The following is a 26,079-nucleotide window of genomic DNA, read 5'->3' as shown; positions in this document are numbered from 1 at the left end:
CCTTGAGGGACTCTGGGTCCCTCAAGGAGGCCCCCACGGACCGACCAGGGGCAGGGGGCTATTCGCCGCCGCCGATGGCCAGGTTGATCAGGGCGTCGCGGTCCATCTCGTCGATCGACGGGCGTTCGCGCGGCGCCTCGGCCTCCGCCGCCGGTCCGGACCGCTGGGCGAGGCCGAGCAGGCCGTCCAGCAGGCCCGCTTCCCGCAGGCGGGACACCGGGATGGTGCGCAGCAGCTCCCGGATGTCGTCCTCCGAATCCGGCGCCGCCGAGATTTCGGGCTCCACAGAGGACGACGGCGCGGGCGAGGCAGCAGATGGCTCCTCGTCCTCCGGTACCAGCTCCGCGCACAGATACTCGGCGAGTTCGCGCGGAGTCGGGTAGTCGAAGATGAGGCTGGCGGGCAGCTTCTGCCCGGTGGTGAGGATCAGCTTGTTCCGGAACCCGGTGGCGGACAACGAATCGAAGCCCATCTCGCTGAACGCCCTGTCCGGCTCCACCTCGTCCGGCCCGCCATGGCCCAGCAGTGCGGCGGCCTGGGTACGGACCAGGGTGAGCAACGTCGGCACCCGCTTGTTCGCGGGCATCGCCACCAGCCGTTCCCGCAGCGAGCCCGTCTCGGCGGGCGCCTCCTGGGCGACGCGCCGGGAGGACGTCCGCACCAATCCGCGGAGTACCTCCGGAAGCTCGCCACGGTCCCGTCGCCCGAGCGCCTTGAGGTCGAGACGGATCGGCACCAGCAGCGGGTCGCTGAGCGCCGTCGCCGCGTCGAACAGACCCAGCGCCTGCTCGGGAGACAACGCTTCGAGACCGCCGCCGCCGGAGCCACGACCGGCGGCCATGCCGTCGTCCCCGGTGTCCCACATGCCCCAGGCGAGGGAAAGCCCGGGGAGCCCCGAGGCCACCCGATGCGCGGCCAGCGCGTCCAGGAACGCGTTCGCCGCCGCGTAGCTCCCCTGCCCCGGCGCGCCGAGCACCCCGGCGGCCGAGGAGAACAGCACGAACGCGGTCAGGTCGAGGTCCCGGGTCAGCTCGTGCAGGTTCAGCGCCGCGTCCAGTTTCGGCCGCAGGACCTTGTCGACGCGCTCGGGCGTCAACGCCGTCAGCACGCCGTCGTCGAGCACACCGGCGGTGTGCACCACCGCGCTCAGCGGATGCTCGGCCGGGATCTCCGACAGCATCGCCGCGGTGGCCGCCCGATCGGCGACATCGCAGGCGACCAGCGACACGGTGGCGCCCAGTCCCGCCAGCTCGTCGCGCAACGCGGCGGCTCCGGGAGCCTCGGCTCCCCGACGGCTCGCCAGCACCAGCCGGCGAACACCGCGCGCACTCACCAGATGCCGGGCGACCGCGCCGCCGAGCGCACCGGTCGCGCCGGTGATCAGCACGGTGCCGTCCGGGTCCCAGACCGGTTCGGCCGACGGCGAAAGCGCGGCCCCGGCGAGCCGCGGCACCCGCTGCGTCCCGCCCCGCAGGGCCGAGGCGGACTCGCCCGAGCCGACGACAGCGGGGAGCGCACGGACCGAAGCCTCGTCCGCGTCGAGGTCGACGAGGACGACACGGTCCGGGTTCTCGGCCTGCGCCGAGCGCACGAGGCCGGAAACCGTGGCAGCGGCCAGATTCGGCACGTCCTCCCCGTCGCAGGACACCGCTCCCCTGGTGACGACCAGGAGCTTCGCCGCGACGAAGCGCTCGTCCGCCAGCCAGCTCTGCAGCAGGCCCAGCAGCCGATGCGTTTCCGCGCGTGCCGGCTGTCCTTCGGCGCAGGGGACCACGAGCACCTTGGTGCCCTGCGCCGCTTCGTCGAGATCGGAGACGATCCGCGCGCCGAGGGTGTCGGCGAGGCCCCAGCGGTCCGGGCCGAGCACGCTCCACCGGTCCGCTGTCACCTCGTCCAACGCGGCCTTCTGCCATTCGACGCGGTACAGCGACGTGTCCGGGACGGCGGCGACAGGCGCCGGGGCAACGGGTTCCGCGGACATCGGCCGCAGCAGCAACGACCCGACCGAGACGACCGGCTGCCCGGCGCCGTCGGCGATCTCCATGGCCACCGCGCCGCGTCCGGTCGGCCGGACGTGGACCCGCAGCGCGGAAGCACCCACCGCGTGCAGGGTCACCCCTTCCCAGGAGAAGGGCAGGGACCGTTCCTCGGTCGCCCCGCTGAGGCCGATGGCGTGCAGCGCGGCGTCGAACAACGCCGGGTGGATCCCGAAATCGTCCACTTCGGACTGTGCCGCGGCGGGCAGGCTCACCTCGGCGAACACGTGGTCGCCCGCCTTCCACGCGGCCCGCATGCCCTGGAACCGGGGGCCGTAGACCAGGCCGCTCTCGGCCAGGCCCTCGTACATGCCCTCCAGCGGCACCGCTTCGGCGCCCGCGGGCGGCCATTCGGTGTGCTCGAACGACGGACGGCCGTCCGCGGGCGCCAGCGCACCGGCCGCGTGGCGGGTCCACGGGGCGTCCTCGGCGCCCTCGGGCCGGGAATGCACGCTGAACCGGCGCCGCCCGGCGTTGTCCGGACCGTCGATCGCGCACTGGAGCTGGACGCCGGACCGCTCGGGCAGCACGAGCGGTGCCTCGATGGTCAGCTCCTCCACAACTTCGCAGCCGACGTCGTCGCCCGCGCGGACGGCCATCTCCACGAACCCGGTGCCGGGGAAGATCGCCGCGCCGCCGACCGCGTGCTCGGCCAGCCACGGGTGCGTACCGAGGGAAACCCGGGCGCTGAACAGCATTCCGCCGGTTTCGGCCAGTGACACCGCGGAACCCAGCAGCGGATGCCGGACCTGGCCGGGCTCCTCGGTGCCGCCGTTCTCGACCCAGAAACGCTGCCGCTGGAACGGATAGGTCGGTAGTTCGACCGGATTGGCGCCGGTGCCGTCGAACAGCGCCGTCCAGTCGGGCGACCGCCCGCTCACGTGCAGCCGCGCGACCGCGGTCAGCAGCGCCGCAGGCTCCGGGGCCTCCTTGTCCGCCGTCGCGGTGACCAGGGCCCCCGCGCGGTCTTCCAAACCGTCCTCGACCAGCCCGGCGAGGGTGGCGTCCGGGCCCAGCTCGACGAACCTGTTGACCCCATTGCCTTCCAACCAGCGAACGGCGTCGTGGAACCGGACCGCCTGACGCACCTGACGTGTCCAGTACTCCGGCGAGGTCAGCTCGGCGGCGAGTTCACCGGTCACGGTCGACACGATCGGGATCCGCGGCGCCGAGAACGTCAGCTTGTCCGCGATCGCGCCGAACTCGGCGAGCATCGGCTCCATCCGCGCCGAGTGGAACGCGTGCGACACCCGCAACCGCTTGGTACGACGCCCGTTTTCGGCAAAGCGGGCCGCGAGGGCCAGCACCGGCGCTTCGTCCCCGGAGAGCACGACCGACATCGGGCCGTTCACCCCGGCGATGTCGGCGCCTTCGCCCAGCAGCGGCAGGACCTCGTCCGCCGACGCCGCGACAGCCACCATGACGCCGCCCTCGGGCAGCGCGCGCATCAGCCTGCCGCGCGCGGCGACCAGCATCGCGGCGTCCTCCAGTGAGAGCACGCCGGACACGTGTGCCGCGCTCAGCTCGCCGATCGAATGTCCGGCCAGGAAGTCCGGCCGCAGTCCCCATGATTCGACGAGCCGGAACAAGGCCACCTCGAACGCGAACAACGCGGGCTGGGTGTACTCCGTGCTGTCCAGCAGCTCCGGGTCCGCCGTCGCTGTCCGCAATGGACGGTCGAGGTGGCGGTCCAGTTCGGCGCGGACCTGTTCGTAGGCGCGGGCGAACACGGGGTACGCGGCCGCGAGGTCGTCGCCCATCCCAGCGCGCTGCGCGCCCTGGCCCGAGAACAGGAACGCGGTCTTGCCACCGCCCAGCACAACGCCCTCGACGAGCCCGTCGGCCTCTTCGCCGTCCGCCATCGCCATCAGGCCGCGAAGGAATTCGGGACGCCGCCTGCCCAGCACCACCGCGCGGTGGTCGAACGCCGAACGCGTGGTGGCGAGCGAGTAGCCGACGTCGGCCAGCTCGTGATCGGCTTCGTCGACGAAGGCCAGCATGCGCTCGGCCTGTGCCTTCAGCGCCGTGCCACCGCGCGCGGCGAGCGGCCACGGCACCGGGGTGTCGAGGTCGGCCACGTCGCCCGAGGGCACCGAGGACGGGGCGGCGGGCGGCTCTTCGAGGATGACGTGTGCGTTGGTTCCGCTCACGCCGAACGACGAGACGCCGGCGCGGCGCGGCCGTCCGGCCGCCTCCCACAGGACGCGTTCGGTCAGCAGCCGCACAGTGCCCGCCGACCAGTCGACCTCGCCCGAGGCCTCCCGGACGTGCAGGGTCTTCGGCAGCTCGCCGTGCCGCATGGCCAGGACCATCTTGATCACCCCGGCGATGCCGGCCGCGGCCTGGGTGTGCCCGAGGTTCGACTTGACCGAGCCGATCCACAGTGGACGCTCCGGCGGCAGTTCCCTGCCGTAGGTGGCCAGCAGCGCCTGTGCCTCGATCGGGTCGCCGAGCTTCGTCCCGGTGCCGTGCGCCTCGACGGCGTCCACGTCCGCGGGAGTCAGGTTCGCGGCGGCCAGCGCGCTGCGGATCACCCGCTGCTGGGCGGGCCCGTTGGGGGCGGTCAGCCCGTTGGACGCGCCGTCCTGGTTGATGGCACTGCCGCGCAGCACCGCGAGGACCGGGTGGCCGAGACGTCGCGCGTCGGACAGCCGCTCCAGCACCACGACGCCAGCGCCTTCGGACCACGAGGTGCCGTCGGCGTCGGCGGAGAAGGCCTTGCACCGGCCGTCCGGGGCGAGACCGCCCTGCCTGCTGAACTCCACGAACGTCTCCGGCGTCGCCATCACCGTCACGCCACCGGCGAGCGCGAGCGTGCATTCGCCCTGCCGCAACGCCTGCGCCGCCCAGTGCAACGCGACGAGCGACGAGGAGCACGCGGTGTCGACGCTGACGGCGGGCCCTTCGATGCCGAGCGTGTAGGCCACCCGTCCGGTGACGATCGAGCCGGTGCTGTTACTGCCGACGTAGTCGTGGTACTGCACACCGGCGTAGACACCGGTCTGGGAACCCTTGAGCGACAAGGGATCGATGCCCGCCCGCTCCAGCGCCTCCCACGAGGTTTCGAGCAGCAGCCGCTGCTGCGGATCGATCATCGCCGCTTCCTTCGGCGAGACACCGAAGAAGCCCGGGTCGAATTCACCTGCGTCGTGGACGAACCCGCCCTCGCGCACGTAGCTCGTGCCGGGCCGCACCCGCTCCGGGTCGTACAGCCTGCCCAGGTCCCAGCCGCGGTCGGCCGGGAACTCGCCGATCGCGTCGCCTTCTTCGTCGAGCAGCCGCCACAGGTCGTCCGGCGACGAGACGCCGCCGGGCAGGCGACAGCCCATCCCGACGATCGCGATCGGCTCGTCGTGGGCGCTCGCCCCGGTGACCACGCTGTCGCGCGGGCTCAGCCCGGACAGCTCGGCCAGCAGGTGTTCCGCCAGCGCGGACACGGTCGGGTAATCGAAGACCAGCGTCGAGGGCAGGCGCAGCCCGGTCGTCGCGTTCAGCCCGTTACGCAGCTCGATCGCGGTGAGCGAGTCGAAGCCGAGCTGCTGGAACTCCCGGCCCGGGTCGATGTCCTCGGCGGAGGCGTAGCCCAGCACCGCGGCCGCGCGGGTCCGGACCAGGTCGAGCACGGTGGCGAGGCGATCGGCCTCGGGGACGTCCGCGAGCAGCCGCCCGGACGAGACCACCGCGGCGGATCCGGCCGCGGTACGGCGCGTCCCGCGATTCGCCAGGTCCCACACCGGTTTCGGCGCGTCGGCACCGGAGGCGCGCAGCGCGGCGAGGTCGAACCGGACCGGGAGGACCGCGGGCTCGTCCGTGGCGAGCGCCGTGTCGAACGACGCCAGGGCGTCCTTTGTGGACAGCGGACGCAGGCCGGTGGCGGACAGCCGGGCGACCTCCGCCTCGTCCAGCGTGCCGCCCATCCCGCCCGCTTCCGCCCACAGGCCCCAGGCCAGCGACAGCGCGGGCAGGCCCTGTGCTCGCCGGTGCGCGGCGAAGGCGTCGAGCATGGTGTTCGCGGCCGCGTAACCCGCCTGTCCCGGCGCGCCCAGCACCCCGGACACCGACGAAAACAGGACGAACGCCGCGAGGTCGGCGCCCGAGGTCAGCTCGTGCAGGGCGAGCACCCCGTCGACTTTGGGCCGCAGCACCGCGTCGATCCGCTCGGGCGTCTGCGAGCTGAGCACCCCGTCGTCGATCACGCCCGCCGTATGCACCACCGCGGTCAGCGGATGCTCCTCCGGCACAGCCGCGAGCACCGCGGCGAGGGCCTCACGATCGGCGACGTCACAGGCCGCGGTCCGGACTTCGGCGCCCAGGTCCGCCAGCTCCGCGAGCAGTTCGGCGGACGCGTCCAGCCCGCGACGGCTCACCAGCAGCAGGTGCCGCACGCCGTGCCCGGTGACCAGATGCCGGGCCAGTTCCGCGCCGAGCGCGCCCGAGCCACCGGTCAGCAGCACGGTTCCGTCCGGGTCGAACCGGTCGGCCCGCTGCTCCCCCGGCTTGACGCGGGTCAGCGCGGGAGCGTGCAGGATGCCTTGGCGCAGCACGAGTTGGGGTTCCTCCGAAGCGAGCGCGGTCCCGAGCGACGCGGCGACGTCCGCCCGCTCGTCGACGTCCAGCAGCACGATCCGGCCGGGGTGCTCGGCCTGCGCCGAGCGCAACAGGCCCCAGACCCCCGCCCCGGCGAAGTCCGTCACGTCCTCGCCGGAAACCGCGACCGCCGCCCGGGTCACCACCACGAGCGTGGACTCGTCATAGTCCGAAGTGGACACCCAGGTCTGCGCGGCGAGCAACGCGCGACGAACCCGGTCGTGCACCGACTGAGCGTCGGATCCCGGCTCGATGGTCAGGAGCACCACCGGCGGTACCGCGTCGGCATCGGCCAGCCGCTCGAAGTCCACTGTGGACACATCGGCGTCCTGGCCCGCTGGGATAGGCCGCCAGTCGAGGCGATACAGCGGATCGCGGCGTGAGGACCCGGCCGTCGGCGAGCCGAGCGGGCGGAACACCGTCCGGTCGATCGTCGCGACCGGTGCACCGGTCGCGTCCGCCACGACGACGCCGAACGCGTCGGTGCCCGCCGGGGTGAAGCGGACCCGCGCCTCGGCGGCGCCGGAGGCGTGCAGTTCCACTCCCGACCACGTGAACGGGACCAGGCCCACACCGCCGTCGCCGTCTCCGGCGACCCGCAGCGCGTGGGTGCTCGCGTCGAGCAGGGCCGGGTGCAGACCGAAGCGGCCCGCGTCGAGCGGGACGTCCTCGGGCAGCGCGACCTCGGCGAAGATCTCCTCACCGCGCCGCCACACCGCACGCAGCGAACGGAAAGCCGGTCCGTAGTCCAGCCCGGTTTCGGCGAACTCCTCGTAGAGCCCGTCCACCTCGACAGGTTCCGCACCCGCGGGCGGCCAGTCGGCCAGCTCGACCCCACGCCCGGCGTTCGCCGCGACCAGCAGCCCGGTCGCGTGCGAAGTCCATTCCGGCTCACCGTCGGAGTCGGCATCGGGCCGGGAGTACACACCGAACGGACGCGCGCCCGACGCCTCCGCGGCGCCCACCGCGACCTGGATCCGCACGCCGCCCCGGTCGGGCAGCACGAGCGGGGTGCCGAGGGTGAGTTCCTCGACGCGCCCGCAGCCGACCTGGTCGCCCGCCCGGATCGCCAGCTCGGGGAAGACGGTGCCCGGGACGGTCACGGCTCCGCCGACGCGGTGATCGGCGAGCCAAGGCTGGGCGCCGGACGACAGCCTGCCGGTGAGGACGACGCCGTCCGTGCCCGCCACCGTGGTCGCCGCGCCCAGCAACGGGTGGCCGGACCGCTGGAGTCCGGCCGCGGTCACCTCGTCGAGCCGCGAACGGGCGTCGAGCCAGTAACGCCGCCGCTGGAAGGCATACGTCGGCAGCGGGATCCGCCGTGCCCCACGCCCGGCGAACAGGGCGTCCCAATCCGGGGTGAGGCCATTGACGTACAGCTCCGCCATCGCGGTGAGCACCGCGTCCGGCTCGGGCCGGTCCTTGCGCAGCGCCGGGACGATCACGGCGGTGTCGGACGTCGTGGTGAGGCTGTCGCCGACGAGCGCGGCGAGCGCGCCGCCGGGCCCGGCCTCGACATACCGGGTCACCCCTTCGGCTTCCAGCGTGGCCACGCCGTCGGAGAACCGCACTGTCTCGCGAACGTGCCGCACCCAGTACTCCGGGTCGCGCAGATCCTGGGCCGAAGCCAGTTCACCGGTCACGTCGGACACGATCGGGATCGCCGGTGCCGCCGTCTCGAGTCCCGCCACGACGGCGCGGAACTCGTCGAGCATGGCGTCCACGCGTGGGGAATGGAAGGCGTGGGAAACCCGCAGCCGCCGCGCTTTCCGGCCCTGGCCCTCGAAATGCGCGGCCAGGCGCGTCACCGCGTCCTCGTCGCCGGAGAGCACCAGGGAGAACGGGCCGTTCACCGCGCCGATCCCGACGGCGCCGGACAGCAGCGGCCGGACCTCCTCCTCGGTGGCCCGCACCGCGATCATCGCGCCACCCGCGGGCAGTGCCTGCATCAGCCGGCCGCGCGCGGCGACGAGCGTGCACGCGGCTTCCAGCGAGAACACCCCGGCGACGTGTGCGGCGACCAGCTCGCCGATGGAGTGGCCGAGCAGCAGATCCGGTTTGACGCCCCAGGATTCGAGCAGCCGGAACAGCGCGACCTCGATCGCGAACAACGCCGGCTGCGTGTAGCCGGTCTCGTCCAGCGGCCCGGCCCCGTCTTCGTCGGCCTCGGCGAAGAGCACATCCTTCAGCGGCCGGTCCAGCAGTCCGTCGAATCCGGCGCAGACGGCGTCCAGTGCCTCGGCGAACACCGGGAACGTCCCGGCCAGTTCCCGGCCCATCCCGGCACGCTGGGCGCCCTGACCGGAGAACAGGAACGCGGTCAAACCCTCGGTGGCGGTTCCGCGCAGCACACCGGGTGCGCTCGAGCCCTCGGCGAGCGCGTCAAGTCCCCGGACGGCGGCGGCCGGGTCCCCGGCCAGCACGACCGCCCGGTCGCTCCGCGGTGACCTCGTCGTCGCGAGCGAGAAACCCAGGTCCAGCAATGACTCCTGTCCGTCCACAACGGACCGGAGAGCGGCGGCCTGCGCACGCAGCGCCCGCTCCCCTTCGCCGGACACGGGCAGCGGAATGGCCAGCCCGGCGGGCCACGCGGGCGTCGCGGGCTCGGCCTCCTCAACGGGAGCTTCCTCCAGTACGAGGTGCGCGTTCGTTCCGCTCACCCCGAACGAGGAGACCCCGGCGCGGCGGGCGCGATCCGTTCGCGGCCAGGGACGTTCGGACTGCAGCAGCCGGACGTTCCCGGCCGACCAGTCGATCTCCTCGGACGGTTCGGCGGCGTGCAGTGTCTTCGGCAGAATTCCGTTGCGCAGCGCCAAGACCATCTTGATCACGCCACTGACCCCGGCGGCGGCCTGGGCGTGGCCGAGGTTCGACTTCACCGAGCCGAGCCACACCGGACGGTCCTCCGGCCGCTCCTGCCCGTAGGTCGCGATGACCGCCTGCGCCTCGATCGGGTCGCCGAGCGTGGTGCCGGTGCCATGGGCCTCGACGGCGTCGACGTCCGCCACAGACAGGTGCGCGTTGGCCAGCGCCTGCCGGATCACCCGTTGCTGCGAAGGCCCGTTCGGCGCGGTCAGGCCGTTGGACGCGCCGTCGGAGTTGACCGCCGAACCGCGGACCACCGCCAGCACCGGATGACCGTTGCGCCGGGCGTCCGAAAGCCGTTCCAGCAGAACGAGTCCGGCGCCCTCGGCCCAGCCCGTGCCGTCCGCGGCCGCGGAGAACGGCTTGCACCGGCCGTCCGGCGCGAGCCCGCGCTGCCTGCTGAACGCGAGGAACGGCGCCGGGGTGGCCATCAGCGCCACCCCGCCCGCCAGCGCCAGCGAGCATTCCCGCTGCCGCAGCGCCTGGGTGGCCAGGTGGATCGCGACGAGCGAGGACGAGCACGCGGTGTCCACGGTGAGCGCGGGTCCTTCGAGCCCGAGCGCGTAGGCGACGCGTCCGGAAAGGACAGAGCCCGCGTTGCCGGTGCTCAGGTAGTCCTCGACCGCGTCGGTCAGCGTCGCGGGCGGGATCTCGTCGTAGTAGTCCTGACCGCCACTGCCGACGAACACGCCGACCGCGGCCTCCCGCAGCGAATGCGGCGCGATGCCCCCGCGCTCGACGGTCTCCCACGCCAGCTCCAGCACGAGGCGCTGCTGCGGGTCCATCGCCAGCGCTTCCCGCGGTGAGACACCGAAGAACCCCGCGTCGAACTCGCCCGCGTCGTGGACGAATCCGCCTTCCCGGACATAGCTCGTCCCGGGGTGGTCGGGGTCGGCGTCGTACAGGTCGTCGGTGTCCCAGCCGCGATCCGCGGGGAACGGGCCGATGGCGTCGGTGCCCTCGGACACCAGCCGCCACAGGTCCTCCGGCGAACGCACGTCGCCCGGGTACCGGCAGCCCATCGCGACGATCGCGATCGGCTCCTGCTCGGCGGTCTCGACCTCGCGCAGGCGCTCACGGGTCTCGTGCAGCTGGCCGGTCACCCGCTTGAGGTACTCGACGAGCTTCTCTTCGTTGTTCATTTTCAGCCTCTCGTCCCTCGGCGGTGGACCGGCCGTGCGGCCGAAAAGTCCCGGGTGGCACGGCGGTTCACGATGTCCCCAGCTCGTCGTCGATCAGGGCGAACAGATCGTCGGTGCTCGCCGTCTCCAGCCGGTCCGCCACGGTCGGGCCGGTCCCGCCGAGCGCCCGGTTCAGCTTCGTCAGCATCGCCTGGATCCGGACGGTGACGCGGTCCCGCTCGATCTCGTCGTGCGAGAGCCCGTCCAGCCGCGCTTCCAGGCGGTCCAGTTCGGTGGTCAGCGGCACGTCCCGGCCTTCACCGCCGGGGCACAGCCCGGACCACAGGTGCTCGGCGAGGGCACGGGGATTGGCGTAGTCGAACACGACCGTGGCGGGCAGCCGCATACCGGACGCCGCGCTCAGCCGGTTGCGCAGATCCACCGCGGTCACCGAGTCGAACCCGAACTCCTTGAAGGCGCGGCCCGGTTCGATCACGGACGCGCCTTCGTCGTGCCCGAGCACCGCCGCGGCCTGCGTACGCACCAGGTCCAGCAGGTGGCGCTGCTGCTCGGGGCCGGTCAGCCCGGCGAGCCGGGCCGTGAGTTCGCCCGCGCCCGCCTCGTCGGCCGTCGCGTCCGCCGCCGACTCCCCGCGAGCCGCCTCCGGGAGATCGTGCAGCAGCGGACGAGGCCGGGCGAGCGTGTAGATCGGCAGGAAGCTCGTCCAGTCCATGTCGGTGACGACGAGATGCGACTCGTTCTTCCCCAGTACCCGGCCGAGCAGCCGCACCGCCAGGACGGGGTCCAGCTCGCGCACGCCGAGCCGGTCCAGCCGGGCTTTCGCCTCTTCGCCGACCATTCCGCCGCCCCAAGAGCCCCAGGCGACCGACGTCGCGGGCAGTCCGCGAGCCCGGCGGTGCTGGGCGAGGGCGTCGAGGAAGGCGTTCCCCGTCGCGTAGGCGGGCTGTCCCGCGGTGCCCCAGACGGCGGCGCCGGAGGAGAACAGCACGAACGCGTCGAGCGGCCGGTCGCCGAGTGCCCGGTCAAGGTGGGCGGCACCGGTGATCTTGGCGCGCACGGCGTCGGCGAATGCCTCGGGTGTCGTCTCGGCCAGTGGTGCCTCGTCGGCCATGACCCCGGCGGCGTGGAAGATCGCGGCCGGCTCGTAGTCGGCGATCAGGGCGTCGACGGCCGCGCCGTCGGTGATGTCGCAGGCCACGATCTCCGCTGTGGTGCCCAGTGCCGTGAGTTCCCCGGTCAGCTCGGCGGCGCCGTCGGCGTCGGCCCCACGACGGCTCACCAGCACGACGCGCTCGGCTCCACGGGCGGCCAGCCAGCGCGCCACGTGCCCGCCCACGGCGCCGGTGCCACCGGTGACCAGCACGGTTCCCCTGGGCTGCCAGGTGTTTTCCGCGAGGTCGCCGTCCAGCGGCGCGCGGACCAGGCGACGCGCGAAGGTGCCGGGCCGACGGATCGCGAGCTGGTCTTCACCGTCCTTTCCGGACAGTGCGGCACACAGCGCGCCGATCGCCTTCGGGTCCGCGGGATCGAAGAGATCGGCCAGGCCACCCCAGGTCTCCGGGTGGTCGAGCGCGAGCACGGTGCCCATGCCCCACAACGCCGCCGCGCCGGGATCGACGTCCTCGGTCCGGTCGACCGCGACCGCACCCGAGGTGACACACCACAGCGGCGCGGTGATCCCGGTGTCGCGCAGCGCCCGCAGTACGGTGATCGTGCTCGCGGTGGCGTACGACAACGCGGGCGCGTCCGGGTGCACGCGTTCGTCGAGGGTGAGCAGTGACAGCACCCCGGCTGGAGTCCGTTCCGCCAATGCCGCGCGGACATCGTCGGCCGGATCGGCGGAGTCCACCACGACACGGACGACGTCGGCGCCGAGCCCGTCGGCCAATGCCGAGGCCCGCGCGCAGTCCGGCGGGACCAGCACCAGCCAGGTCCCGGTCAGCCTGCCCGCCGGAGCCTGCGGCAGCGGTATCCAGCGCACCGCGTAGCACCAGGAGTCCATTGTGGACGTCTCGACTTCGCCGCGACGCCAGGCCGACAGCGCGGGCACGACGTCACGTAGCTGAGCGGGCTCGATGCCCAGCCGCGCGCTGAGCGCTTCGGCGTCCTCGGCTTCGACGTCGGCCCAGAACGGTGCGTCCGCCGCTCCCGTCGTCGTGGGCCGCTGCTCGGCGGCCTGTTCGCCCTCCAGCCAGAACCGCTTGCCGCTGAAGGGATACGTGGGCAGTTCGACCTGGGCGCCGCCCGGGAAATAGCCCGTCCAGTCCGGTGCGATGCCACGGACGTGCAGTGCGGCGACCGAGGCCGCGACCCGGTCCGGACCGCCGTCGTCGCGGCGCAGCGTCCCGGTGACGACCGCACCGAGCTCCAGCTCGTCGAGGGTCTCCTGCATGCTCATGGCGACCACCGGATGCGGGCTGACCTCCACGAAGGCCACGTACCCCGCCTCGGCCAGCGACCGGACCACCGGCGCGAACCGCACGGTCTGCCGCAGGTTGTCGAACCAGTACCCGGCGTCCAGCGCGGCGCCGTCCGTCCACGTCCCGGTGACGGTCGACATCATCGGCACGTCACCCGCGCCGGGCACGATCGGGCCCAGATCCGTGAGCAGCCGCTCGCGCAGATCCTCGACCTGCGCGGAATGGGAGGCGTAGTCCACCTGGACCCGCTTGACCCGGATGTCCTCGGCGGCCAGGTCGGCCTGCAGCTCGTCCAGCGCCTCGCCGTCCCCGGACAGCACGGACGAACCGGCGCCGTTGTCCGCGGCCACCGAAATCCGGCCTTCCCACCGGCCGAGCCTGCCCGCGATGCGCTCGGCGGACTGGCTGACCGCGAGCATGCCGCCGCGACTGCCGAGTACCTCGCCGATCGCCCGGCTGCGCAGCGCGACGACCCGGGCGCCGTCCTCCAGCGACAGCACACCGGACACGCAAGCGGCCGCGATCTCGCCCTGCGAGTGCCCGATCACCGCGTCGGGCTCGATCCCGTGCGCGCGCCAGACAGCGGCGAGCGAGACCATCGTCGCCCACAGCACCGGCTGCACGACGTCGACGCGTTCCATCGACGGGGCACCGGGTTCGCCGCGCAGCACGGCGGTGGCCGACCAGTCCACAAAGGACGAAAGCGCCTTCTCGCATTCGGTCATCCGGTCGGCGAAGACCGGCGACGTCGCGAGCAGTGCGGTGCCCATCCCGGCCCATTGCGACCCCTGGCCGGGGAACACGAACACGGTCTTCCCGCGGAGATCGGCCTCCCCGGTCACGGTGCCCTGACCCGGGTTTCCGTCGGCAAGGCCACGCAGCGCGTCCAGCAGCCCGTCACGGTCCTCGCCGACGACGACCGCGCGGTGCTCGAACGAGGAACGGCTTGTCACCAACGAGAAGCCGACGTCGGAGGGGGCCAGATCCGGACGTTCTTCAAGCCACGACGTCAGGCGCCGGGCCATCTCGGACAGCGCGGACGGAGTCCTGGCGGACAACACCACCGGCGTCACCGCGGCCTCCGGCTTCGCCTCCCGGGCCTCCGGTTCGTCACCCTGTTCCAAAATGACGTGCGCGTTGGTTCCGCTGATCCCGAACGACGACACCGCCGAGCGCCGCGGTCGTTCGACGTGCGGCCATTCGCGGGCCTCGGTGAGCAGCTCGACCGCACCCGACGACCAGTCCACATGGGACGACGGCTGTCCGATGTGGAGGCTCTTCGGCAGCACGCCGTGCCGCATCGCCTGCACCATCTTGACGATGCTCGCGATCCCGGCCGCCGCCTGCGCGTGCCCGAGGTTCGACTTGATCGAGCCGAGCCACAACGGCTCCCCGCCCTGACGACGGCCGTACGTGGCGAGCAGCGACTGCGCCTCGATCGGGTCACCCAGCGAGGTGCCGGTGCCGTGTGCCTCGACGACGTCCACATCGGACGGTGTCAGCCCCGCGTCGGCCAGCGCCTGCTCGATGACCCGCACCTGGGACGGCCCGTTCGGCGCCGCGAACCCGTTGCTCGCGCCGTCCTGGTTCAGCGCGGTGCCCCGGACGACCGCCAGCACCCGGTGACCGAGCCGCCGAGCGTCCGAAAGACGCTCCACCACCAGGACACCGACGCCCTCGGACCAGGCCGTCCCGTCCGCGTCGTCGGAGAACGACTTGCAGCGCCCGTCCGGTGCGAGTCCCCGCTGGCGGCTGAAGTCGACGAACATCTCCGGCGTGCCCATCACCGTCACACCACCGGCCAGCGCGAGCGTGCAATCTCCTCGCCGCAGTGCCTGGATCGCCATGTGCAGCGCGACCAATGAGGACGAACAAGCGGTGTCGACCGTGACGGCGGGCCCCTCCAGCGCCAGGCTGTAGGAGATCTGGCCGGAAACCAGGCTCCCGCCGGGGCTGCCGCCGCCGTAGTCGTGGTACATCAGGCCCGCGTAGACCCCGGTTTTGCTGCCCGCGAGCGAATGCGGGTCCATCCCGGCGCGTTCGATGGCCTCCCACGCGGCTTCGAGCAGGACGCGCTGCTGCGGGTCCGCCCGGCGCGCGTCGCGCGGGCTGATCCCGAAGAACGCCGCGTCGAAATAGGCCGCGTCGTAGAGGAAGCCGCCGCGGTTGACGTAGGTCTTGCCGGGCCGCTCCGGGTCGGGGTCGTAGAGACCGGTGTCCCAGCCCCGGTCGGCCGGGAACTCGCCGAGCGCCTCCGCCCCCTCGTCGACCAGCCGCCACAGGTCGTCGGGCGAACGGACGTCGCCGGGATAGCGGCAGCTCATCCCGATGATCGCGATCGGCTCGGTGTCCTTCGCCGCCACCTCGCGCAGCTGCCGCCGCGCCTGCTGGAGGTCGGTCGTCGCGCGCTTGAGATACGCGCGGAGCTTGTCCTCGTTCGTCATCGCCCGCTCACTCACGAGATACCCAGTTCGTTGTCCAGTACCTGAAAAAGCTCGTCGTCGGTCGCGGAGTCGATGTCGGCCCCACCGTCCTCGTCGTCGTGCGTTTCCTGCCATTTGCGCAGCAACGCGGCCAGGCGGGCTTCGACCTTGGCGTGGCCGCCTTCGCCCGGCCGGCCCGCCGCCAGCGCCGCGTCGAGCCGGTCCAGCTCGGCGAGCAGCGACTCGGTCGCGTCCCGCGTCCCGGGGTCCAGCCGCGTCCGCAGCTCCCGTGCGAGCGCGGCGGGCGAAGGCTGGTCGAACACCAGAGTCGCCGGCAGGGTCAGCCCGGTCACGGCGTTGAGCCGGTTGCGGAACTCCACCGCGGTCAGCGAGTCGAAGCCCATTTCCTGGAACGCGCGCGCCGGGTCGACCGCGGCCGCCGACGCGTGCCCGAGCACCTCGGCGACGTGCCCGCACACCACCCCGAGCACGAACTCCTCGCGTTCGGCCTCCGGCACCTCGGCCAGGCGCGCCGCCAGCGTTCCCCGCTGCTCGACCGGGCCCGCCGCGCGTACCCGTCGCACCGGTTTGCGCACCAGCCCGCGCAGGACCGCCGGTAGTTCTGTGCGGGCCCGCAACGCCGCTTGGTCCAGCTTGAGCGGTACCAGCGCGGGATCGCCCGAGCGCAGCGCCAGGTCGAACAACTCCAGTCCCTCGGCCGTCGACATCGGGGGCATCCCGAGCCTGCGCAACCGGGCGAGACCCGCTTCGTCGAGCTGCTCGGCCATGCCGCCGTCGCTTTCGGGGCTCCACGCGCCCCAGGCGAGGGAAACCGCGGGCAGTCCCTGCACGTGACGATCGGCGGCGAGCGCGTCGAGGAACAGGTTGGCCGCGGCGTAGTCCGCCTGTCCCGCGCCCAGCACCAGTCCCGCGGCGGAGGAGAACACCACGAAGGCCCGCAGGTCGAGGTCGGCGGTCAGCTCGTGCAGGTGCCACGCCCCGTCCACCTTGGGCCCGAGCACTGCGTCGAGCTGCGCCTCGGGCAGCGAGCCGATCAGACCGCCGCCCGTGACGCCCGCGGCGTGCACGACGGCGACGAGCGGGTGTTCCGGCGGGATCTCGCCGAGCAGTTTCGCGACCGCGGTGCGGTCCGCGACGTCACAGCTCGCGATGTCCACGTCGGCGCCGAGTTCGGTCAGTTCCTCGCGAAGTTCTCGTGCCCCTGCCGCGTCCGGGCCGCGGCGGCTGGTCAGCACCAGGCGCCGGACGCCGTGCTCGACGACCAGGTGACGGGCCAGGATCGCGCCGAGACCGCCGGTACCGCCGGTGATCAGGACCGAACCCGCCGGGTCCCATGGTCCGTCCTCTTCGGACGGTGTGGCGGCGGCGAGCCGGGGCACGAACAGCTCGCCCGACCGCAGGGCGATCTCCGGCTCGCCGGAAGCCAGCGCCATGCCGAGACCGTCCGAAGAGGACTCCTCGCCGTCCAAGTCGACCAGGACGAAACGGCCCGGGTTCTCGGCCTCGGCCGAGCGCACCAGCCCCCACACCGGCGCCGCGACGAGGTCGGGACGGCCGTCTCCCGGCATGGCGCCGGTGGTGACGACGGCCAGCCGCGACCCGGAGAACCGCTCCGTGGCAAGCCATTCCCGCACGTGGGCCAGTACCCGGGTGAGGGTTTTCCGTACTCCTTCCGGCACGTCGGGATCGGACCCGCGCGGGACGAACAGGGCCACGGTGTCCGCCTCGCCCACCGCTTCGAGACCGGCGTCGCCGAGGAGCGCGAATTCCGCCGCCGTCTTCGGCACCGTCAACGGCTGCCAGGTGACGCGGAACAGCGCGTCGTTCGGCCCGCCGCCCAGCTGTGCGGGGGCGATGGGCCGGGCGACCAGGGATTCGACTGTCGCGAGAGGACTGCCCGCCGCGTCTGCGAGCGTGATGACGACGGCGTCCTGGCCTGCCGGAGAAAGCCGTACCCGCAGCGCGGACGCACCCTTCGCCTCGATCCTCACTCCGTTCCAGTAGAACGGCAGCATCGGGTTGCCGCCGCCTTCCTGCCCGAGGAACGCGTCGAGCACCTGGGGATGCAGCGCCGCGTCGAGCAGGGCGGGGTGCACGCCGAATCCACCGGCGTCCTCGTGGGCTTCCCGGGGCAGGACGACCTCGGCGTAGAGGTCGTCGCCGTCGCGCCACATCGCCTGCAGCCCTTGGAAAGTGGGCCCGTAGTCGTAGCCCAGCTCGGCGAGCCGCTGATAGGGATCGCCGAGTTCCACCGGCTCCGCGCCTGGCGGTGGCCAGGTCGTCAGATCGGCGGCGGGCACGCTGTCCTCGATGCTCAAGGCCCCCGCGGCATGCTGGGTCCATTGCGCGTCGGGGAGGTCGTCGGCCCGGGAGTGGACGAAGATCGGGCGCCCGCCGTCCTCGTCGGGGCCGTCCACGGTCACGCGCAGCGCGACCCCGCCGCGTTCGGGCAGGACGAGCGGTGCCTGCAAGGTCAGTTCCGCGACCGAGGGGCAGCCGACCTGCTCCGCGGCGTGATGCGCCAGCTCGACGAACGCCGTCCCTGGCACCAGCACCCGGCCGAGCACCACGTGATCGGCCAGCCACGGCGTCGTGTCCACCGACAGCCTGCCGGTCAGCACCAGCCCGTCGGTACCGGGCAGGCTCACCGACGCACCCAGCAGCGGGTGCGCCGCGGGGACCTGGCCGACACCGCCCAGATCCGCCGAACCCGTGGCCCGCAGCCAGTAGCGCTCCCGCTCGAAGGCGTACGTCGGCAGCTGGACCTTCCGCGGGCCTCGGCCGTCGAAGAACTTCTTCCAGTCCACAGTGGATCCATTGGCCTGTGCTCGTGCGACCGCGGTCACCAGCGTCGTGGCTTCCGGCCGGTCCTTGCGCAGCACCGGGGCGAGCGTCGCGGCGTCTTCGACGCAGTCCTGCGCCAAGCCGGTGAGCACGCCGTCCGGCCCCAACTCGATGAACCGGGTCACGCCCTGGGATTCCAGCCAGCACACCCCGTCGGCGAAGCGGACGGCGTCGCGTACATGCCGCACCCAGTAGTCCGGCGAACAGGCGTCGTCGGCTGCCACGCCGGTCACGTTCGACACGATCCCCAGCACGGGCTCGTTGAACGTGACGCTGTCCATTACCGCGCGGAACTCCGCCAGCATCGGCTCCATCATTGACGAGTGGAACGCGTGCGAAACCCGCAGCCGGTTCATCTTGTAGCCCTTGTCCTTGAACGCTTCCGCGACCTCGGCCACGTTGTCCTCGGGGCCCGAGATCACCACGGACGAGGGTCCATTGATCGCGGCGACGTCCACCCCTCCGGGCAGCAGTGACCGGATCTCGTCCTCGGTCGCCGTGATGGCGAACATCGCCCCGCCCGGCGGAAGTTCCTGCATCAACCTGCCTCGTGCGGCCACCACCCGGCAGGCGTCGTCGAGGGACCACACGCCCGCGACATGGGCCGCGACGAGTTCGCCGATCGAATGCCCGGCAACGAAGTCCGGGCGAAGACCCCACGATTCGAGCAGCCGGAACAAGGCCACCTCGACGGCGAACAACGCCGCCTGCGCGTACCGAGTCTGTTCCAGAACCCCGGGATCGCCGGTGAAGGTCAGCTCCCGCAGGGACAACCCGACCAGGCCGTCAAGGCGTGCACAGACCTCGTCGAAGGACTCCGCGAACACCGGGAACGTCTCGTACAGCTCACGTCCCATACCGACGCGCTGCGAACCCTGACCGGTGAACAGGAACGCGGTCTTGGCGTCGCTCGCCACGCCCCGCACGAGCCCGGGTGCGGCCGTGCCGTCCGCGAGCGCGGTCAGCCCGGCCAGGAGTTCGTCCCGGCCCTTCCCGACAACGACCGCCCGGTGTTCCAGCGCGGCCCGTGCCGTCGCCAGGGTGTAGGCGACGTCGGCCGGGTGCAGGTAATCGTCCACATGGGACAGGAGCTGGGCAGCCTGGGCACGCAGAGCGTCCGGGGTCCGGGCCGAGAGCAGCCACGGCACGACGCCGTCCACCCGCGCCGAGTCGTCTTCTTCCGGCGCCGCGGGCGCTTCCTCCACGATCACGTGCGCGTTGGTGCCGCTGATCCCGAACGACGACACGCCCGCCCGGCGCGGACGGTCCTCCACCGGCACCCACTCCCGCGCCTCGGTCAGCAGCTCCACCGCACCGGCCGACCAGTCCACATGGGACGACGGTTCGTCCACATGCAACGTCCTCGGCAGTACGCCATGACGCATCGCCATGACCATCTTCATCACCCCGGCGACACCCGCCGCGGCCTGCATATGCCCCACGTTCGACTTCAACGACCCCAGCCACAACGGCTGATCACGATCCCGGCCATACGTCGCCAGCAACGCCTGTGCCTCGATCGGATCGCCCAGCACGGTGCCGGTCCCATGGCCCTCGACGGCGTCGACATCCGACGTCGACAGCCCGGCCGAGGACAACGCGTCGCGGATCACCCGCTGCTGCGACGGACCGTTCGGCGCGGTCAGGCCGTTCGACGTGCCATCGGAGTTAATCGCGGAACCGCGCACCACGGCGAGGATCTCGTGCCCGTTGCGCCGGGCGTCGGACTGGCGCTCCACCAGCAGCACACCGACGCCCTCGGACCAGCCCGTGCCGTCCGCCCCGGCGGCGAAGGACCGGCATCGCCCGTCCGGGGACAACCCGCCCTGCCTGCTGAACTCCACAAAGGACTCCGGCGTGGCCATCACGGTGACACCGCCGACGAGCGCCAGCGAGCACTCACCGTTTCGCAAAGCCTGTGCAGCCCAATGCAAAGCGACCAGCGACGACGAACACGCCGTGTCCACACTCACCGCGGGTCCCTCGAGGCCCAGCACGTAGGCGACCCGGCCGGAGACCACGCTGCCGATGCCTGCGTGCCCGGGATAGTCGTGGTACATCACGCCCGCGAACACCCCGGTCCGCGAACCCCGCAACGACGTCGGATCCACCCCGGCCCGTTCCAGCGCCTCCCACGACACCTCCAGCAACAACCGCTGCTGCGGGTCCATCTCCACGGCCTCACGCGGCGAGATCCCGAAGAAACCGGGGTCGAACTCGGCGGCGTCGTGCAGGAACCCGCCCTCGCGGGTGACGCTCGTGCCGGTGCGGCGGCGTTCGGGGTCGTACAGCGCGCCGATGTCCCAGCCGCGATCCTCCGGGAACCCGGTGATCGCGTCACGACCCGAGTCGACCAGATCCCACAGGTCCTCCGGGGACCGCACGCCGCCCGGGTAGCGGCAGCCCATGCCGACGATGACGATCGGGTCGTCGTCCGCGGCGGCCCCGGCGGACACGACCGCGGCCGGTCCGGTGGCCGCGCCGCCGAGTTCCGCGTCGAGCAGCGCGGCGACCGCGGCGGGCGTCGGGTGGTCGAAGATCAGGGTCGCCGGGAGCCGCACCCCGGTGGCCGAGCCCAGGCGGTTGCGCAGTTCGATCGCGGTCAGGGAGTCGAAACCGAGGTCGTTGAACAGCCGCTCGGCCCCGATGGACGCGCTGCTCGCATGGCCGAGCACCACCGCGACCTCGCCGCGGACGACGTCCAGCAGCAGACGTTCCCGATCCGGGCCGGACAATCCGGCGAGGTGATCCGCCAGGCCCCGGTCCGTGGTGGCGCGAGCCGAGGGCAGGGCCGCGGGCCTGACGAGCCCGCTGAGGATCGGGGGCACCTCACCGATCGCGCGGATCGCGGCGAGGTCCAGCCGGACCGGGTAGAGCACCGGCGCGTCCGTGGTCAGCGCGGCGTCGAACAACGCCAGTCCGTCCTCAGTGGACAGTGGCGTGATACCGGAGCGGCTCATCCGGCGGGCGTCGGTCTCGCCGAGTCCGGCCGCCATGCCGTCTTCGGCCCACGGCCCCCAGGCGAGGGAAACCGCGGGCAGCCCGCTCTCGTTCCGCACCCGCGCGAGCGCGTCGACGAAGGCGTTCGCGGCGGCGTAGTTGGCCTGCCCCGGCGAGCCGAGCGTGCCCGCGGCGGAGGAGAACAGGACGAACGCGGCGAGGTCCAGCCCGGCCGTCAGCTCGTGCAGGTGCCAGGCCGTTTCCGCCTTGGGGCGCAGTACCGCGTCAAGCCGCTCCGGCGTCAGCGCCGTCAGGACGCTGTCATCCACCACCCCCGCCGCGTGCACGACCGCGGTCAGTGGATGTGCGGCGGGAATTCCTTCCAGCGCCCGGGAAAGCGCGTCGCGGTCGGTGAGGTCGGCGGCCAGCACGGTCACGACAGCGCCGGACGCGGTCAGCTCCTCGACCAGGTCTTCGGCTCCCGGAGCCGCGAGACCGCGCCTCCCGACGAGCAAGAGGTGCCCGACGCCGTGCCCGCTGACGAGGTGCTTCGCGATCTTCGCGCCCAGGCTGCCGGTGCCGCCGGTGATGAGCACGGTGCCCTCGGGGTCCAGCCCTGTCGCGGTGCCGCCCGGGGTGGTCCGGTCGAGGCGAGGAGCGAACGCCTTGCCCTCGCGGAGCGCCAGCTCGGGTTCGCCGGTGCCGAGTGCGGTCACCAGGGCACGCCGGGACGCTTCGTGGTCGTCGACGTCGGCGACCACCAGCCGTCCCGGGTGTTCGGCCTGCGCGGAACGGACCAGTCCCCAGACCGCGGCGTGAGCAAGCCCGCCGCTCAGCGCGCCGTTCGTGACGAGAACCAATCGCGTCCGGTCGAATCGCTCCTCGGCGATCCAGCCACGCAGGGTCGCGAGCACGTCCGCGGTCACCGACCGAGTGGCGGCGACCGGGTCCGCTCCCCCGGCGCTCGGCACGCACAGCACGACGGTGTGCGGCGGGTTCTCCCTGGTGGCAAGCGAACGCCAGTCGGCGACCGGGCCACCGAACACCGCGGTGAGACCGAGTTCGTCCGGTCCGGCCAGCACGATGTCGCCCTCCGGCGCCGCGCCCCGCACCGGAACCCAGGCCAGCTCGAACAGCGAGTCCCGGTGCGGTTCCCGCGCACCGAGCTGAGCGGCGGACACCGCGCGAGTCAGCAGAGAGGCGATCGAAGCGACCGGGGCGCCGGACCCGTCGGCGAGGTCGATGGAGACCTCGTCCTTGCCCTTGCGGGAAATCCGGGCCCGGACGGCCGTGGCCCCACGTGCCCGCAGCGTGAGGTCACTCCACACGAATGGCAGCGCGAGACCTTCTGAGTCCACTTCGGACGGTTCGGCGAGAAGCTGCGCATGGAGGACCGCGTCGAGCAACGCCGGGTGGAGCCCGAAGGACCCGGCGGCGTCTTCCGCCTCCGTGGGCAGCGCGACCTCGGCATACAGCTCGTCGCCGTCACGCCAGAGGTCCCGCAGCCCCTGAAAGACCCCTGTGTAGCCATAACCGAGGTCGGCGAGCCGGGCGTAGGGCTCCCCCAGTTCGACCGGCTCGGCACCCGGCGGCGGCCAGGCCGTCAGGCCTTCGGCGCGCCCACCGTCCTCGATGCTCAGTGTCCCGGCGGCATGCTGGACCCACGGCGCGTCGACGTCGTCGTCCGTGCGCGAATGGATGGCGAGGGACCGCCTGCCGTGCTCGTCGGGACCGTCCACTGTTACCTGGATCGCGACGCCACCGCGCTCGGGCAGCGTCAGCGGCGCTTGCAGCGTCAGCTCCTCCACCGTGCGGCAGCCGGCCTGTTCGGCGGCGTGGTGGGCGAGTTCGACGAACGCCGTCCCCGGCAGCAGGACGCGCCCCAGCACGACATGACCGGCGAGCCAGGGTGCCGTGTCGAGCGACAGCCTGCCGGTCAGGAGATGACCGCCGGAGTTCGGCAGGCTCGCTATCGCACCCAGCAGCGGATGCTCCGCCGCGAGCAGACCGACCCCGCCGAGGTCCGTCGATCCCGAAGCCCTCAGCCAGTAACGGTTCCGTTCGAAGGCGTAGGTCGGCAGCTCGGTCTTGCGGGCGCCGAGGTCGTCGAAGAACTTCTCCCAGTCCACAGTGGACCCGTCGAGCCGCGCTCGTACGACGGCGGTCACCAATGCCGTGGCCTCCGGCCGGTCCTTGCGCAGCACCGGGGCGAGCACGACGGCGCCGGGATCTGTGACGCATTCCTGCGCCATCCCGGTCAGCACCCCGTCCGGGCCCAGTTCGACAAACCTCGTCACGCCTTGGGATTCCAGCCACCGCACGCCGTCGGCGAAGCGGACCGCTTCGCGCACATGCCGTACCCAGTAGTCCGGCGAGCACAGCTCCCCGGTGGTCGCCGCGCCACCGGTCACGTTCGACACGACCCCGAACTCCGGGGCCGAGAACCCGACGCCGTCCAGCACCGCGCGGAACTCCGCCAGCATCGGCTCCATCAGCGACGAGTGGAACGCGTGCGAAACCCGCAGGCGATTCGTCTTGTGCCCCTGGGTTTTGAAGGTCTCCACCACTTCCGCGACCGCGGCCTCCGGACCGGAGATCACCACGGACGAAGGGCCGTTGATCGCGGCAACGTCCACGCCATCCGGCAGCAACGACCGGACCTCGTCCTCGGTCGCCGCGATGGCGAACATCGCACCACCGGACGGAAGCTCCTGCATCAACCGGCCCCGCGCGGCGACTACCCGGCACGCGTCCTCAAGCGACCACACACCCGCGACATGCGCCGCCGCCAGCTCGCCGATCGAATGCCCGGCCACGAAGTCCGGGCGGACACCCCACGATTCGAGCAGCCGGAACAACGCCACCTCGACCGCGAACAACGCCGCCTGCGCATACCGCGTCTGCCCCACCACGTCGGGATCACCGGTGAACACCAGCTCCCGCAAGGAGCCGCCCAGTTCGGCGTCGAGATGACCGGCCGCCGCGTCGAAAGCCGCCGCGAAAACCGGGTACGTCTCGTAAAGCTCACGCCCCATCCCGACCCGCTGCGAACCCTGACCGGTGAACAGGAACGCGGTGCGACGGGAAGACCGGGCGATACCGGTGAAAACACCGGACGCGCCGGAACCCGTTGCCAGCGCGCGAAGCCCGGCGAGCAGCTCGTCACGATCCTTGCCGACGACCGCCGATCGGAAATCCAGTGCCGCGCGCGACGTCGCCAGCGTATAGGCGACGTCAGCCGGACGCAGGTTCTCGCGTTCCTCCACAAAGGACAGAAGTCGTGCGGCCTGTGCGGGCAGGACCTCGGCGTTGGGGGCCGACACGAACCAGGGCACAACGCCGTCCACCCGGGTGACGTCACCGGATTCCTCGCTGTCCTCGGCAGGTGGCGCTTCCTCGACGATCACGTGCGCGTTCGTCCCGCTGATCCCGAAGGACGACACACCGGCCCGGCGGGGACGCCCTTCGGCCGATGCCCACTCCCGCGCCTCGGTCAGCAACTCCACCGCACCGGCCGACCAGTCCACATGCGACGAAGGTTCGTCCACATGCAACGTCTTCGGTAAAACGCCATGACGCATCGCCATGACCATCTTCATCACCCCGGCCACGCCCGCGGCCGACTGGGCGTGCCCGATGTTCGACTTCAACGAGCCCAGCCACAACGGCTGCTCGCGATCCCGGCCGTACGTCGCCAGCAACGCCTGCGCCTCGATCGGATCGCCCAGCACGGTGCCCGTCCCGTGCCCCTCCACCACGTCCACGTCGGCGGCCGAAAGCCCGCTGGCGGACAACGCGTCGCGGATCACCCGCTGCTGCGACGGACCGTTCGGCGCGGTCAAGCCGCTGCTGGCGCCGTCGGAGTTCACCGCGGAACCGCGAACCACCGCGAGGATCTCGTGCCCGTTGCGCTGGGCGTCGGAAAGCCGCTCCACGACGAGCATCCCGGCGCCTTCGGCCCAGATCGTCCCGTCGGCGGCCTCGGCGAAGGCCTTGCAGCGCGCGTCGGGCGACAGTCCACGTTGGGCGCTGAAGTCGACGAAGTTCTCGGGCGTGGCCATCACCGTGACCCCGCCGACCAGCGCCAGCGAGCACTCACCGCGACGCAGCGCCTGCCCGGCCCAGTGCAACGCCACCAGCGACGACGAGCACGCCGTGTCCACACTCACCGCGGGACCTTCGAGCCCCAGCACGTAGGCGACGCGCCCCGAAACGACGCTTCCCACGCTGGCGTGTCCCGGATAGTCGTGGTACATCACGCCCGCGAACACCCCGGTGCGCGAACCCCGCAACGACGTCGGGTCCACCCCCGCGCGCTCCAGCGCCTCCCACGACACCTCCAGCAACAACCGCTGCTGCGGGTCCATCTCCACGGCCTCACGGGGCGAGATCCCGAAGAAACCGGGGTCGAACTCGGCCGCGTCCTGCAGGAAGCCGCCGTGACGCACGTAGCTGGTGCCCGGCTTGTCGCCGGACGCGTCGTAGATCCGGTCCAGTTCCCAGCCGCGGTCGGCGGGAAACTCGCCGATCGCGTCGGTCCCGGTGGCGACGAGGTCCCACAGATCCTCCGGGGACCGCACGTCCCCCGGGTAGCGGCAGGCCATGCCGACGATGGCCAGCGGCTCGTTCGCGCGCTCCTCGGTCTCCCGCAGCACCCGCCGGGTTTCGCGGAGATCGGCGGTCGCCCGTTTGAGGTAGCTGAGCAGTTTGTCCTCGCCGGTCATCCGGTCACCCCAACTCGACGTCGATCCTGGCAACAACAGCAGCCACCGCTGTGAACGCTAGTCAGGCCGGATTCCGC

2 protein-coding genes and 1 pseudogene are annotated in these 26,079 nt (G+C 72.3%); all 3 read right to left on the bottom strand.

The genetic code is table 11. The features are described from left to right. Positions 1-58: 58 nt before the first annotated feature. Positions 59-10,630, bottom strand: a pseudogene (locus ACFW0G_RS40195) (SDR family NAD(P)-dependent oxidoreductase); the annotation flags it as partial. Positions 10,631-10,697: 67 nt separating this feature from the next. Then, on the bottom strand, positions 10,698-15,509 hold the full coding sequence (locus ACFW0G_RS40190) for a type I polyketide synthase (RefSeq protein WP_378330783.1): 4,812 nt from the start codon (positions 15,507-15,509) through the stop codon (positions 10,698-10,700). After that, positions 15,506-26,002 (bottom strand): SDR family NAD(P)-dependent oxidoreductase, encoded by a 10,497-nt coding sequence (locus tag ACFW0G_RS40185; RefSeq protein WP_378330782.1) that lies wholly within the window; start codon positions 26,000-26,002, stop codon positions 15,506-15,508. Before ACFW0G_RS40185 ends, ACFW0G_RS40190 begins: the two co-directional genes overlap by 4 nt. Positions 26,003-26,079 lie beyond the last annotated feature (77 nt).

It is taken from the genome of Amycolatopsis sp. NPDC058986, from assembly GCF_042741125.1.
Lineage (GTDB): Bacteria > Actinomycetota > Actinomycetes > Mycobacteriales > Pseudonocardiaceae > Amycolatopsis.
Note: the sequence above shows the minus strand (reverse complement) of the source record. Positions and strands in the feature narration are given on the sequence as shown.

What these genes read in the sequence shown, in the direction of transcription:
- ACFW0G_RS40185 (WP_378330782.1), bottom strand. Translation starts at nt 26,002, where the DNA reads ATGACCGGCGAGGACAAACTGCTCAGCTACCTCAAACGGGCGACCGCC.